This is a genomic window from uncultured Lentibacter sp. (assembly GCF_937123735.1).
In the GTDB taxonomy this organism is placed as follows: domain Bacteria; phylum Pseudomonadota; class Alphaproteobacteria; order Rhodobacterales; family Rhodobacteraceae; genus Lentibacter.
In genome coordinates this window covers 23,788-36,512 of sequence record NZ_CAKZKL010000035.1, presented here as the reverse complement: position 1 = coordinate 36,512, position 12,725 = coordinate 23,788, and the positions used below count along the sequence as shown (strand labels likewise).

Sequence of the window (12,725 nt, the reverse complement as noted above, 5' to 3'; positions counted from 1 at the left end):
CGCAAAGGCCTCTACAAGCTCGCCCGCGCAGGCAAAATCAAGGAATTCACAGGCATCTCAGACCCCTACGACGTGCCCGCAAACCCCGAGCTACGCGTTGAGACGGAAAATGTGGATGTCGACACCTGTGCGCATCAGGTCTTGCTCAAGCTTGAGAGCATGGGCTTGATTGCAGCGGGGTAAGTGGCGCGCTTCTGCGCTCTGGCGCAGGCCAATAATGGCCTGCCCCCTTCAGTGAACGGTCACAGGGCTGAGATCGTTCTGACGCGCGAGCAGAAAAGCAAGGCGGCGGTCTTTCACCAAGGCCAGCCGCTCCCCTGCGGAGTCATGCAGCGCATATAATTTGCCGGTCTCGGGAAGCTGTGTGCGCAGGTCTTCTGGCAAATCCTTATGTGCAACCTCGCGCACATAGACAATCGGCCTCTTGGCTGCGCCACTGAAATCAAATGGTGTGTTCATCGTCACCTCCCTTATTGTCCGGCTGGTTTGATCTTGATCGTCTGGACGACCTGCTCAGGTTCCGCGCGGGTCAGATCAATGTGCAAAAGGCCGTTTTCCATCACGGCTTCGCCCACCTCGACCCCATCCGCCAACACGAAACTGCGCTGAAACTGGCGCGCCGCAATGCCCCGGTGCAAGAAGATACGCTCATCCTCTGCCTCGGCTTGACGTCCGCGGATCACCAATTGCTTGTCTTCAATCGTGATCGCAAGATCGCTCTGCGAAAAGCCGGCAACGGCCAGGGTGATCCGGTAGGAATTGGACGAGGTCTGCTCGATGTTGAAGGGGGGGTAGCCTTCGTTGCCCGATTTGGCGGTGCGCTCCAACAGGCGCTCCAATTGTTCGAACCCCAAAAGGTAGGGGTGTGACCCCAAAGTTAACTTGCTCATCAGACACGCCCTTTTTCTTAAGCGACAGTGTGTTGCGTGCGGCCCCGTTATGGCAGCCACCTGCCTCATAATATGGGAAAGCAGGCCAAGCTCTGCAAGAGCTTTGCGAAAATCCTATCTTTCAGTATCTTGCAGGCCTTAACCCACTTGGAATCACAGCCGGAAAGCCCCACCCTATGAGCGCCCCAAACGACATCGCCATGAAGAACGAAGATGTGTTGCGCGTCGAACTTGAGGTGTTTCGCCGCGAGCACCGAGACCTGGACGCCGCCATCGAGGCCCTGGCCGAGAAGGGCACCGCCGACCAGCTCACCATTCGCCGGCTCAAGAAACAAAAACTGCGGCTCAAAGACAAGATCGCCCAGATCGAAGACAGGTTGCTCCCTGACATTATCGCCTAACCACACAGCATTGCACCGCCGCAAAAAGCGCTTATAGTGCGCGCTTTCTACACAGCGGAGCCAGAAAATGAGCGTGAAAATCGGGATCATCATGGGCAGCCAGTCTGATTGGGCCACCATGAAGGAAGCAGCGCTTATTCTGGATGAATTGGGTGTGGCCTATGAGGCGCGGATCGTCTCGGCACACCGCACCCCTGACAGGCTTTGGAGCTACGGCAAAGACGCCGCACAACGTGGGCTGAATGTGATTATCGCCGGCGCTGGCGGCGCTGCGCATCTGCCCGGAATGATGGCCTCCAAAACACGCATCCCCGTGATCGGTGTGCCCGTGCAGACAAAAGCGCTCTCTGGCGTTGACAGCCTCTATTCCATTGTCCAGATGCCCAAGGGCTTTCCGGTGGCCACAATGGCAATCGGCGCAGCGGGGGCGGCCAATGCCGCACTTATGGCGGTGGGCATTTTGGCTCTGCAAGACAGCGCTCTCGCCACCCGGCTGGACGCATGGCGCGCGGCCCTGAGCGCCTCCATCGCCGAGGAGCCCACCGATGACTGAGCCCCTTGCCCAAGGCAGCACCATCGGAATCCTGGGCGGCGGACAGCTGGGACGTATGCTCTCAGTGGCCGCCGCACGGCTTGGCTTCAAGACCTGTATCTTTGAGCCGGCCGGAGATTGCCCTGCAAGCCACACTGCCAACTACCATCTCCAGGCCAGCTATGACGACCCGGCCGCCCTGCGCAAATTTGCGCAAAGCGTTGACGTGATCACCTATGAGTTCGAAAATATTCCCACCTCAGCGCTCGATATTCTCGAGGCCCTGCGCCCCATTCATCCCTCTCGGGAAGCGCTGCGCATCAGCCAGGATCGCTTGATTGAAAAAGAATTCTTGAGCTCCCTCGGCCTCAATGTCGCCCCCTATGCGCCCGTTGGCTCAGAAGCCGAGCTGCGCGCGGCCCTTGCAACAATTGGCACCCCGGCGATCCTGAAAACCACAAGGTTCGGCTATGATGGCAAAGGGCAGGCACGGCTCGCCACACAAGACGACGTGGCCACGGCCTGGAGCGCCATGGCAGAGGCCCCCTCGGTGCTCGAAGGGTTTGTTGATTTCAGTCGTGAAATCAGCATCATCGCGGCCCGTAGCCCCTCCGGAGAGGTGGCCTGTTTTGACCCGGGCGAGAACCTCCACGAAGGGGGGATCTTGCGCAAAACCACAGTGCCGGCTGGCATTTCCGCCGCCTTGCGCACAGATGCGGTCTTGTTGGCCGCGCGCATTCTCAATGCCTTGGACTATGTCGGGGTAATGGGGGTCGAGCTGTTTGTGACCCCACAGGGGCTGATCGTGAACGAAATCGCCCCACGGGTGCATAATTCGGGACATTGGACACAAAACGGCTGCGCGGTAGATCAGTTTGAGCAACATATCCGCGCGGTCGCAGGCTGGCCGCTGGGTGATGGCACACGCCACGCCGATGTGGTGATGGAGAACCTGATCGGTGACGATATGGGCCGCGTGCCGGAGCTGGCCAAAACCCCTGATGTCGCCCTGCATCTCTATGGCAAGGCCGAGGTGAAGCCGGGCCGCAAAATGGGCCACGCCAACCGGATCACCGCAAAGAGCTGATCCGGCTGAAAAGGCTTTGGGCAAAAGCCTGCGCTGTCAGCCCTTTCGCTTGGGTGCGGCGTTGCCGCCCTTCGCGGTGGCTTTGGCCGCAGCGGCCCGGGCCTTGTTTTTCTTTGAGGTTGGCTTGCCCTTGGCCGGGGCCATGCCGGTGCTTGGGCCTTTCTTGCCTGCCGCTTTCCAACGCGGCTTGCCATCCTCAGGGCCCGCGCTGGCGCGGCCAGGCTTGCCCTTGCGCCCCTTGGCGTCCATACGCTCGCTGGGGTTGGCCGCATTGTTGCGTGCTGAGGGCTTCTTGGGCTCTATCACCGCACCCTTGGGCCGGGACTCTTCGGGCCTTTTGGGCTTGGCAGGAGCTGCCCCCTTGGACTTCTCATACCGCGGCTTTTCACCCCAAGCAGCATCCCGCTTGGGCCGATCGCTTTGGGGCCTGTCGCCCTTGGGTTTGTCAAATTTCGGCTTATCTGATTTCGGCGCGGCATGGGCCGGTTTGTCCCCACGCGGCTTGTCATAGCGTGGTTTGTCCCCGCGCGGCCCCTTGCCACGGTCCTTCTCAAACCGTGGTTTGCCACCCTCACGGGGCTTGAAGGCCGGTTTGGGCAAATTGGCAAGGTCGGGGGCTTTTTCAAGCTTGCTCAGCTTGGCACCCTCAACCGCCATGGCCTCGCCCAGAGCACTCATAAATCCGGCCACACTGGCTTGGCGAATTTCAATATAGCTCTCATCTGCGCCGATGCGGATCGCGCCAATATCGGTCTTGTTCAGCCCGCCTGCCGTGCAGACAGCCGGCAAAACGCGGCGTGGCTCGGCGCCGGCATTCGCGCCGCCCGCCAGCGCAAACCAGACGCTGGGGCCAAAAGGCTCTCGCGGCGCGCGCGGCTCAGAAGCCCCTGAGGACGACAGTTCCTCGGGTGCAGAATGATGCTTTTGATAGAGCCGCAAATAGGCCGCCGCCAGCTGCTCGGCTGTGAACGCCTCCGCCAACATGCTCACACGGCTGGCCTCGCTCTCAGGGATCGGCTCATGCCAGGCCGGATCTGCCAGCATCCGCTCGGCATCGCGCTCAAGCACCGCGTCCGCAGAGGGCGCTTCCGCCCACTGCGCCGAAAGCTTGGCCCAGCTCAGCAGCCGCTCGGCCTTCTTGCGCGCCTTGGGCGGCACGATCAGCACAGAGGTGCCCTTGCGCCCTGCCCGCCCCGTGCGGCCTGAGCGGTGCAACAGGGTCTCGTGATTGTTGGGCAGCTCAGCGTGAATCACCAAATCCAGTTTGGGCAGATCAATCCCGCGTGCCGCCACATCTGTGGCCACACACACCCGGGCGCGCCCATCGCGCATGGCCTGCAACGCATGGGTGCGCTCGGATTGGCTAAGCTCACCGGACAGGGCGACAACGGCAAAGCCACGGTTGGACAGCCGCGTGGTGAGACGGTTCACAATCGCACGGGTGTTGCCAAATATGATGGTGTTGGGGGCTTCGTGAAAGCGCAACACATTGATAATCGCGTTTTCCGCATCCCGCTGCGCCACATTGAGCGCCTCATAGGTGATGTCTGCGTGCTGCTTTTCTTCCGTCACCGTCTCAACGCGCACCGCGTCTTTCTGGTAGCTCTTGGCCAGCTTGGCGATGGCTGTGGGAACAGTGGCCGAAAAGAGCAGGGTTTGGCGCTCTTCAGGTGCCTCAGACAGGATAAACTCAAGATCCTCGCGAAAACCCAGATCAAGCATCTCATCGGCCTCATCAAGAACAACGGCCTTCAGCTCGGAGAGATCAATACTGCCGCGCATGATATGGTCGCGCAAGCGGCCCGGTGTGGCCACAACCACATGTGCCCCCCTGTCAAGCGCGCGGCGCTCGTCGCGCATGTCCATCCCGCCCACAGTCGAGGCGATCTGTGCGCCCGTGTTGCCATAGAGCCAGACAAACTCGCGCTTCACCTGGAGGGCAAGCTCACGCGTGGGGGCAATCACCAGCGCAAGGGGCGCGGCTGCGGGGCCAAAAGCTTCGGCCTCGCCCAGCACAGAGCCCGCAATCGCAAGGCCAAAGCCCACCGTTTTTCCCGAGCCCGTCTGGGCCGAGACAAGCATGTCAACGCCCTCCAGTTCGGGCTGCGTCACCGCAAGCTGCACAGGGGTAAGCGTGTCGTATCCGCGCGTTTGAAGCGCTTGGGAGAGGGCATTTTTCAAAGGAAGGGCCTGCTTTGGGCTAAAGGTCTGGTCAAGCGCCGTCCTCTAAAGCTTTTCGCTGCCTTTGTATAGGGGCAATACAAAAGGGGGCCGAAGCCTTGCTCCAGCCCCCTTGTATCTGGCTCAGCGCTTAGTGGCCGAGAATTTGGCTCAGGAAGAGCTGCGTGCGGTCAGACTTCGGATTGTTGAAGAACTCTTCCGGTTCGTTCTGCTCCACGATCTGGCCCTGATCCATAAAGATCACGCGGTTGGCCACCTGGCGGGCAAACCCCATCTCATGGGTCACGCAGAGCATGGTCATACCCTCTTCCGCCAGCTCGATCATCGTGTCGAGCACTTCCTTGATCATCTCAGGGTCAAGCGCCGATGTCGGTTCGTCAAACAGCATGATCCTTGGCTTCATGCAGAGCGAGCGGGCAATGGCCACGCGCTGCTGCTGGCCACCCGAAAGCTGGCCGGGGTATTTGTTGGCCTGATCAGGAATCTTCACCTTCTCAAGGAAGTGCATGGCCGTTTCTTCGGCTTCCTTCTTGGGGGTCTTGCGCACCCAGATCGGTGCCAGCGTGCAGTTCTCCAGGATCGTCAGATGCGGGAAGAGGTTGAAGTGCTGAAAGCACATGCCCACTTCCGAGCGGATCTTGTCGATATTTTTGAGGTCAGACGAGAGGAGCGTGCCATCCACCTCGATCTTGCCCTGCTGGTGTTCTTCCAGAGCATTGATACAGCGGATCAGCGTGGATTTGCCCGACCCAGAGGGCCCGCAAATAACGATGCGCTCGCCTTGATAGACCGTCAGATCAATATCGCGCAAAACATGAAAGGCTCCATACCATTTGTTCATGTTCTGAATGTTGATCGCGACTTCGTCGGACACTTTCATTTGTGCGGTCTCGGTCATTGCCTGAGCCCTCCCTTTAACGATGATCTGTCGCAAGACGGCGTTCAAGCCACTGCGAATACTGTGAAATGCCGTAGCATACGACAAAGAAGAGAACGGAGGCCGCCATGAACAGCTCCCAATAAACACCGTTCCATTCCGTCGAAGCCAGGATCGGGCCGCGGATCATGCCGACAAGATCGAACATGGAAATCACCGAAACCAGCGTGGTGTCTTTGAACAGGCCCACCGCCACGTTCACGATCCCCGGAATGGAGATCTTGAGCGCTTGCGGCAGGATGATCAGACGCATGGCTTGCGGATAATCCAGCCCGAGGCTGTCAGCCGCTTCATACTGCCCCTTTGGAAGCGCCGCGAGGCCGCCCCGGATCACCTCGGCGATATAGGCCGCCGAGAACATGGTGATCATGATCACCACCCGCAAGAAGAGGTCGACGCCAGAGCCGGGCGGGAAGAAATAGGCCAGCATTACGTTGGCCACAAAGAGCAATGTGATCAGCGGCACGCCGCGGATGAACTCGATGAAGACCACGCAGATCACCTTGATCAGCGGCAGGTTGGACTGGCGCCCAAGCGCCAGAGCGATCCCGATCGGAACCGAAAGCGACACGCAGGTCAGCCCGAGCATCATGTTGAGCATAAAGCCGCCAAGATCACGGCTGGGAACCGCCGCAAGAAGGGCATTGTCATTGGCATTTTCCGGGATGATCTGGCCACCCAGCATCCAAACAACCAGTGCCGCCACGATTGCCCCAAAAAATCCGGCGGCGAAACTGTTTTTCACAAACCGCGCATAGACAAAATAGCCCACAACAACGCCCGCCAGCGCAAAAAGCGGTGTCAGGATCGTTCCGCCCCAAATCAGCCAGTAGGCCGTGAAGGGAAAGAGCGCCGTGATCACCAGAAGCTTGCGGGGCAAATCAAAGAAAAGCACCGGCGCTAGGGCTGCGAACATGAGCACAAAGGCCAGTGTCGGACGCCAATATTGGTCAGGCGGATATTTGAACCCGAACAGAAGCTGGTTCCAGCGTTCGCTCAAAACAGAGAAACACGCCCCCGTGCTGCCATCCAGCACTTCGCGGCACTGGGCCAGGCTTTCCGTGTTCCAGATCCCGTTGAAAATCCAGGGCATCGTCGCGGTCAGCAAAAGATAAACCACATAGAGCGAGACAATCGTCAGCAAGCCGTTGGCCCAAGTGGCAAAGAGATTGTCCTGAAGCCACTTCACAACTCCGGTGGCCGAACTGGGCGCGGGCTGTTCCGCAATAAAGGTGTCACGCACGAAGGCGACAGAGTCTGCACGTTTGTCTGACATGGCTCAGCGCTCCTTCAGCTTCATGGCGTTGTTGTAAACATTCATCAGCGCCGAAATAGACAGCGAAATGACAAGGTAGAACAGCATCAACAACAGCACACATTCAATCGCCCGGCCCGTCTGGTTGAGCGTGATGCCCCCCAGCGTTGCGGTGATATCGGCATAGCCCACCGCAATGGCCAGCGAGGTGTTCTTGGTGATGTTGAGATAATTCGAGATCAGCGGAGGAATGATCACCCGCAGGGCTTGTGGCAAAACCACAAGGTTCATGATCCGCCCCGAGCGCAGGCCAAGAGCCGCCGCAGCCTCGGTTTGTCCCTTGGAGACCGCCTGAATACCTGCGCGCACGTTTTCGGCAATGAAGGCTCCGGTATAGATCGACAGGGCAAACCACAGCGCAATCAGCGGCGCTCCAATCTGGATGCCCCCTTTGAGGTTAAAGCGGTTGGCCAAAACATCCGGAGAATCCAGACCAATCGGCTGCCCCATGATGAAAAAGGCCAGCACAACCGGCACAATAAGCAGCGCCAAAGAGGGCCAACCGGTGGGCAAAAGCTTGCCGGTTGCATACAGCAGATTGCGCGCATAGCGGCGGTAGGCGAAAATTCCGATGATCGAGAGCACGAAGACCGCAATCACAAGCCCCGACCCGTCGTTCCAGACGGGCGCTGGCGCATAGACGCCACGGTTTGTGAAGGCAAACATGCCAAAAAGCAGCTCGGTCTTGGGCTCTGCGCCCAAATAGTCGCGCGCGCCCGGCATCACCGCGGTCATGATGGTGAAAATGATGATGATCCAGATGAGAACAGGGATGTTGCGGAAAATTTCAACATAAACCGCCATAAGCTTGCGCACGAGCCAGTTGTTGGAAAGCCGCAGCACACCGGCAATCACCCCGAAGACTGTCGCTGTCGCACAGGCCAGAACAGCCACCAGCATGGTGTTGAGAATACCAACCCAAGCCGCCCGCATGTTGGTCGACTGGCTGTCATAGGCGATCAGTGTCTGGTTGATGTCATACCCGGCCGGGCTGCCAAGAAATTCATAAGAAATATTCAGGCCAGCCGTGCGCAGGTTTGTCATCAGGTTGTTGGCCAGAAAAACAATTGCAGCAATAAGCACCAAGAGGGCAATGGCTTGAAATGTCAGCGAACGGTAACGCGTGTCGTTCAGCAACATGGAAAGCCGAAACGTACCCGCAGGAGGGTCGGTAAGTGTCGTCATCAAGGACGTCCCCGTTATTGGCTGGCTCTCTGGAATACAGCACGTCGTTGCGCGCGAAGAGTCCAGTTTCTTGTTTTAGGTTCGAAGCAGATAAGAAGAGGGCGCGGAGTTTCCGCGCCCTCTCCGGTCAGATCTTAGCGGAAGGGTGGTGAGTAGATCAGGCCACCGTTTGTCCACTGGGCGTTCAGGCCACGAGCCAGACCGATTGGTGTGCTTTCACCAATGTTCTTCTCGAAGATTTCGCCATAGTTGCCGCTTGCGGAAATCGCTTTTGTCGCCCAATCGGCAGACAGGCCGAGCATTTCGCCCAGGTTGCCTTCGGTGCCGAGCAGACGGTTGATTTCTGGGTTGCCGCCGGCTGCCGCTGACATTTCGCCAATGTTGGCGGATGTCACGCCAAGCTCTTCAGCTGTGATCAGAGCGTTCAATGTCCAGCGGACAACATCGCCCCACTCGTCGTCGCCGTGGCGCACAAGCGGTCCGAGTGGCTCTTTTGAAACGATCTCTGGCAGCAGAACATGGTCACCAGGCGCTTCAAATGTCGCGCGTGTCGCGGCAAGGCCAGATGCGTCTGTTGTGAAAACGTCGCAAGCGCCAGCAAGATACTGCTGCTGTGCTTCGGCATTGGTTTCAATTGGAACAGGCTGGTAGCTGATGTTGTTGGCACGGAAGAAGTCCGCGAGGTTCAGCTCGGTTGTTGTGCCCGTCTGGATACAAACCGTCGCGCCGTCAAGTTCCTTGGCTGAGCTCACACCCAAAGCCTTTGGAGCCATGAAGCCCTGACCGTCGTAGTAGTTGACACCCACGAAGGTGAACTTGAGGTCCACATCGCGTGAGAATGTCCATGTGGTGTTGCGTGCGAGCATGTCGATCTCGCCCGAAGCAAGCGCTGTGAAGCGTGTCTTGCCGGTTGTTGGCACAAATTCAACAGCCGCAGGGTCGCCCAGAACGGCGGCTGCAACAGCGCGGCATACCGCGACGTCAAAGCCGTTCCATTCGCCGTTTGCGTCTGGAGCCGCGAAGCCGACGAGACCCGTGGTCACACCACAGTTCAGCTTGCCGCGCGCTTTTACATCGTCAAGCGTGCCGGCGGCTGCTGCGCCAGCCGCAAGGCCGGCCACTGTCAGTGCGCCAAGAAATACGGTTTTTTTCATGATTACCTCTTCCTGAATGTCCGCCTTTAAGCAGACGGTTTATCTCGGTTCTCCCAAACCAAGGTGAGTTTTTCGGAGAGCGAACTCTCCAGTGCGGCCAAGTTTGGTCGCATTTGCGCGCAAAGGTCAAGACTGCTCTGTGCAAAAAGCCCTTAACAGGTGATCGAATTTTCTTTCATTTCCCTTGCGTTAAGCTGCTGAGCCTAACCTGCGACACTGGCGTGATAAAACGCGTAGGCATGGGCAAATTGCGACTTTTTCAAGGCCGCCATCTCGGCCGCTTCCTCGTCAACGCCCCATTGTTCTTCTTGCCAGGTTTCATCAATTCTTGATGTATTCCAGAGGTTTTCAGGCGCATCCACGCCTGCAACGGCCCGCAGCCCCAAGACAAACGACCCAGAGAGGCTGACCAGATCATGAAAGGCGGTCAGTGCAAAAGGGCTCATGGCCTTGCACAACTCTAACGCGCGCGACAGGCTGGCAGCATCCTGTGCAACGGGCATCACGCCTGTGGAAACTTTGAGCACAAGCGCATAAGTTTCATGCGCCCAGCGCAACTTGTCGTCCCAGGCCTGTGCCTGGCGCCGCGCCAGAGCCTGAGGCGAATCGGCGCGATAACAGAGCAAATCTGTCTCGGCATAAGCCGCAATCAATCCGGCCACCTCGGCATGTTGCTGGGCAACTTTGTCCAGCGCCGCATTTGCCGAGCGCGTGTAGGGCATCTGCCGCGGGTCGATCTCCTCAGCCACGGCGCGCCACTCTTGCGCCACCTTTTGAGCAAGGGTTTGGTTTGGCAACACCAGCGCCGTTTTGGCAGGCGTTTTCACAGCCCGCCCATCAAGGACAACGGCATATCCCCCGGCCTCAGGTTGTGTTGCCACCTCTTTCCAGAATCGCTTGAGTTTCCATTCGCTCATGCCCGCTCTCCCAAAAGTTCGTTCACCGCGCCATGCAGCGCATCAAAATGCGTGATCAGCCTGTCTGCCCCAAGGCTCTCGGGCGCATGATAGCCCCAGCTCACCCCGATCGTGGCAATCCCCGCGGCCCGCGCCATCTCCATGTCAAAGCGGGTGTCCCCCACCATCACTGCCTGATCCGCGCAGAGACCGGTCTCGTGCAAAACAGCCTCCAGCATGGCAGGATGCGGCTTTGACGGGTGATGATCAGCCACCTGCTCGGAGACAAAATAGCCCTGCAAGCCATGGCCTTCCAAAAGCTTGTCGAGCCCGCGGCGCGACTTGCCCGTGGCCACAGCCAGAAGCGTTTCGTCTTCCGCACGCAGCCGCTCAAGCGCGGCCAAAGCGCCCGCATAAAGCGGGGAGGACTCCGCTGCGCCCTTCTCGGCGCGCAGTTGCATATAGGCCGCCTTGTAGCCCTCTACGAGCGCGCCGTGCTGCGCGGCCAGCTCGGGCGCCAAGACCGCCATCGCCTCGGGCAGGGACAGCCCGACAATCGCACAGATCTCCGCGCGGCCCGGCACATCCTGCCCAACCCCTGCAAAGGCCGCGCCCATTGCTGCGCAAATATCCTCCTGACTGTCGACAAGCGTGCCATCGACATCAAAGATCACAACTCTCATGACATCTCTTCGGTGGGGTCTGACAATGTGTCGCTCTCTTCCCATTGGAAGGTCGCCCAGGTCTTGGTCATATGATCCGGCAACGCGGCCTTGAATTCCATAATTTGCTTGGTCTCCGGATGCATCAGGCGCAGATAGCGGGCGTGCAGATGCAGCTTCTTGCTGATCTCGCCGCCCAGCTGTGCGCCCCAGCCGTCGCCAAGGTTCTCCTGCCCCGAGCCGCCGTATTTGCCATCGCCGACAATCGGGTGGCCCAGCTCGGCCATATGCGCGCGCAGCTGGTGGGTGCGCCCGGTGACAGGCACCATCGCCACCCAGGCACAGCGCTGACCGACATTCTCCATCACCATGAAGTCGGTCTGCGCGCGCTTTGCGCCCTCGGTCTTGGCGATGTCACGCGGATGCACGCAAATCATCTTCTCGCCTTCGCCCTTCGCGCCATGGCCGCCCGCTTTCACGAGGCCCCATTTGATCATCCCCATGCGCGGGTTGGGCACACCCGCGACAGCGGCCCAATAGATCTTGCGGGTTTCGCGGTGGCGAAACGCCTCGGTCAGCGCCTTGGCCGCCAGCCGCGTGCGCGCCAGCACCAGAAGGCCCGAGGTGTCCTTATCCAGCCGGTGCACGAGGCGGGGCTTTTCATCATAGTCAAACTTGAGCGCCTCAGAGAGCCCGTCCACATGGCGGGTCTGCTTGGAGCCACCCTGCGTGGGCAGGCCCGCGGGCTTGTTGAGCACGATCATATGATCGTCGCGGTAAATCACACAGGCGCGGATGAGCTTGGCATCGGCTTCGCTCACCTTGCCCGCCTTCTCATAGTCAGGCGCAGGCGCATCGGGCAGCGGCGGAATACGCACGTTCTGCCCCTCTTCCACGCGGGTCGAAGTCTTGACCCGCCCGCCTTCAACCCGCAAGTCACCCTTGCGGCACATCTTCTCGATCTGCCCTTGCTTGAGCAGCGGAAAGCGCCGCTTGAGCCAACGATCAAGGCGCTGGTCGCCCTCGCCTTCTTCGACTGTGATATGTTGAACGCCGCTCATTGGAGGGCTCCTTTCATAAGGGCCATGCCCGCAAACAGCGCTGCAATCGACAGCACCACTGAGGCGGTAACATAGCTGGCCGCCGCGCCGATCTGTCCGCGCTCATAGAGCGTGACGGCATCAAGCGAAAAGGCCGAAAACGTGGTAAACCCGCCGAGGAGGCCGGTCAGAAGAAGCGGCGCAAGCCGCGTGGCATCTTTCTGCGCCAGAAGCACCACAAGCGCGCCCATCGCAAGGCTGCCCAGCAGATTTACAAAGAGGGTTCCCCAAGGAAAGCTCTGGCCCATGAGACGCACAGCCCCCACGCCCGCCAAATAGCGCAGGCTCGCGCCAATGGCCCCGCCAAGGGCAACCTGAAGAAGAGATGTCAACATGGCGCGTCTGTCTCAGGGGCGCGCGGCTTTGTCAAGTTTCACCAGCTTAC

Annotated in this window: 15 protein-coding genes; 4 read left to right on the top strand and 11 right to left on the bottom strand. The window is 59.4% G+C overall.

Going from position 1 to position 12,725, the window contains the following annotated elements; all coding sequences use genetic code 11:
• Window positions 1-183: adenylyl-sulfate kinase (locus Q0478_RS11625; protein WP_298679457.1), on the top strand; the 183-nt coding region annotated here is incomplete at its 5' end.
• Window positions 184-231: 48 nt separating this feature from the next.
• Here Q0478_RS11625 and Q0478_RS11620 read toward each other — a convergent pair.
• On the bottom strand, window positions 232-459 hold the full coding sequence (locus tag Q0478_RS11620) for a DUF1150 family protein (RefSeq protein WP_298679455.1): 228 nt from the start codon (window positions 457-459) through the stop codon (window positions 232-234).
• Between the two features lie 11 nt (window positions 460-470).
• The gene (locus Q0478_RS11615) at window positions 471-890 is read right to left on the bottom strand and encodes an Hsp20 family protein (protein WP_298679453.1); all 420 of its coding nucleotides are present in this window, start codon (window positions 888-890) and stop codon (window positions 471-473) included.
• Between the two features lie 176 nt (window positions 891-1,066).
• Between Q0478_RS11615 and Q0478_RS11610 the strand changes: the two genes are divergently transcribed.
• The 3 genes from Q0478_RS11610 (at window position 1,067) to Q0478_RS11600 (ending at window position 2,910) form a co-directional block, all read left to right on the top strand.
• On the top strand, window positions 1,067-1,291 hold the full coding sequence (locus Q0478_RS11610; protein WP_298679451.1) for a DUF465 domain-containing protein: 225 nt from the start codon (window positions 1,067-1,069) through the stop codon (window positions 1,289-1,291).
• Between the two features lie 67 nt (window positions 1,292-1,358).
• Window positions 1,359-1,844, top strand: a complete 486-nt coding sequence (gene purE, locus Q0478_RS11605) for a 5-(carboxyamino)imidazole ribonucleotide mutase (protein WP_298679449.1) — start codon at window positions 1,359-1,361, stop codon at window positions 1,842-1,844.
• Complete coding sequence (locus Q0478_RS11600; RefSeq protein WP_298679447.1) at window positions 1,837-2,910, top strand: 5-(carboxyamino)imidazole ribonucleotide synthase; 1,074 nt, start codon at window positions 1,837-1,839, stop codon at window positions 2,908-2,910. The genes purE and Q0478_RS11600 overlap by 8 nt, the downstream gene beginning before the upstream one ends.
• A 36-nt stretch (window positions 2,911-2,946) precedes the next feature.
• On the opposite strand, the gene Q0478_RS11595 is transcribed toward Q0478_RS11600, so the two are convergent.
• From Q0478_RS11595 to crcB, 9 genes are all read right to left on the bottom strand, one after another.
• Window positions 2,947-5,091, bottom strand: coding sequence for a DEAD/DEAH box helicase (locus Q0478_RS11595; RefSeq protein WP_298679445.1), 2,145 nt, complete (start codon window positions 5,089-5,091; stop codon window positions 2,947-2,949).
• Between the two features lie 130 nt (window positions 5,092-5,221).
• The gene (locus Q0478_RS11590; RefSeq protein WP_298679443.1) at window positions 5,222-5,989 is read right to left on the bottom strand and encodes an amino acid ABC transporter ATP-binding protein; all 768 of its coding nucleotides are present in this window, start codon (window positions 5,987-5,989) and stop codon (window positions 5,222-5,224) included.
• A gap of 16 nt (window positions 5,990-6,005) precedes the next feature.
• Window positions 6,006-7,304 carry an amino acid ABC transporter permease gene (locus Q0478_RS11585; RefSeq protein WP_298679441.1) on the bottom strand — a complete coding sequence of 433 codons (1,299 nt, stop codon included), beginning with the start codon at window positions 7,302-7,304 and terminating at the stop codon, window positions 6,006-6,008.
• A gap of 3 nt (window positions 7,305-7,307) precedes the next feature.
• Entirely contained in the window at window positions 7,308-8,528 is a 1,221-nt protein-coding gene (locus Q0478_RS11580; RefSeq protein ID WP_298679439.1) for an ABC transporter permease subunit, read from the bottom strand.
• 134 nt (window positions 8,529-8,662) lie between these two features.
• Window positions 8,663-9,682 carry an amino acid ABC transporter substrate-binding protein gene (locus tag Q0478_RS11575; RefSeq protein ID WP_298679437.1) on the bottom strand — a complete coding sequence of 340 codons (1,020 nt, stop codon included), beginning with the start codon at window positions 9,680-9,682 and terminating at the stop codon, window positions 8,663-8,665.
• A gap of 203 nt (window positions 9,683-9,885) precedes the next feature.
• Window positions 9,886-10,599, bottom strand: a complete 714-nt coding sequence (locus Q0478_RS11570) for an ATP12 family chaperone protein (RefSeq protein WP_298679435.1) — start codon at window positions 10,597-10,599, stop codon at window positions 9,886-9,888.
• Window positions 10,596-11,261: an HAD-IA family hydrolase gene (locus Q0478_RS11565; RefSeq protein WP_298679433.1), complete on the bottom strand. Its 666-nt coding sequence runs from the start codon at window positions 11,259-11,261 to the stop codon at window positions 10,596-10,598. The genes Q0478_RS11570 and Q0478_RS11565 overlap by 4 nt, the downstream gene beginning before the upstream one ends.
• On the bottom strand, window positions 11,258-12,301 hold the full coding sequence (locus Q0478_RS11560; RefSeq protein WP_298679431.1) for an RluA family pseudouridine synthase: 1,044 nt from the start codon (window positions 12,299-12,301) through the stop codon (window positions 11,258-11,260). The genes Q0478_RS11565 and Q0478_RS11560 overlap by 4 nt, the downstream gene beginning before the upstream one ends.
• Window positions 12,298-12,675: a fluoride efflux transporter CrcB gene (gene crcB, locus Q0478_RS11555; protein WP_298679429.1), complete on the bottom strand. Its 378-nt coding sequence runs from the start codon at window positions 12,673-12,675 to the stop codon at window positions 12,298-12,300. Before crcB ends, Q0478_RS11560 begins: the two co-directional genes overlap by 4 nt.
• Between the last annotated feature and the right edge of the window lie 50 nt (window positions 12,676-12,725).

Coding starts and splice junctions, on each gene's coding strand:
- Q0478_RS11620 (WP_298679455.1), bottom strand. CDS start 459: ATGAACACACCATTTGATTTCAGTGGCGCAGCCAAGAGGCCGATTGTC.
- Q0478_RS11615 (WP_298679453.1), bottom strand. CDS start 890: ATGAGCAAGTTAACTTTGGGGTCACACCCCTACCTTTTGGGGTTCGAA.
- Q0478_RS11610 (WP_298679451.1), top strand. CDS start 1,067: ATGAGCGCCCCAAACGACATCGCCATGAAGAACGAAGATGTGTTGCGC.
- purE (WP_298679449.1), top strand. CDS start 1,359: ATGAGCGTGAAAATCGGGATCATCATGGGCAGCCAGTCTGATTGGGCC.
- Q0478_RS11600 (WP_298679447.1), top strand. CDS start 1,837: ATGACTGAGCCCCTTGCCCAAGGCAGCACCATCGGAATCCTGGGCGGC.
- Q0478_RS11590 (WP_298679443.1), bottom strand. CDS start 5,989: ATGACCGAGACCGCACAAATGAAAGTGTCCGACGAAGTCGCGATCAAC.
- Q0478_RS11585 (WP_298679441.1), bottom strand. CDS start 7,304: ATGTCAGACAAACGTGCAGACTCTGTCGCCTTCGTGCGTGACACCTTT.
- Q0478_RS11580 (WP_298679439.1), bottom strand. CDS start 8,528: ATGACGACACTTACCGACCCTCCTGCGGGTACGTTTCGGCTTTCCATG.
- Q0478_RS11575 (WP_298679437.1), bottom strand. CDS start 9,682: ATGAAAAAAACCGTATTTCTTGGCGCACTGACAGTGGCCGGCCTTGCG.
- Q0478_RS11570 (WP_298679435.1), bottom strand. CDS start 10,599: ATGAGCGAATGGAAACTCAAGCGATTCTGGAAAGAGGTGGCAACACAA.
- Q0478_RS11565 (WP_298679433.1), bottom strand. CDS start 11,261: ATGAGAGTTGTGATCTTTGATGTCGATGGCACGCTTGTCGACAGTCAG.
- Q0478_RS11560 (WP_298679431.1), bottom strand. CDS start 12,301: ATGAGCGGCGTTCAACATATCACAGTCGAAGAAGGCGAGGGCGACCAG.
- crcB (WP_298679429.1), bottom strand. CDS start 12,675: ATGTTGACATCTCTTCTTCAGGTTGCCCTTGGCGGGGCCATTGGCGCG.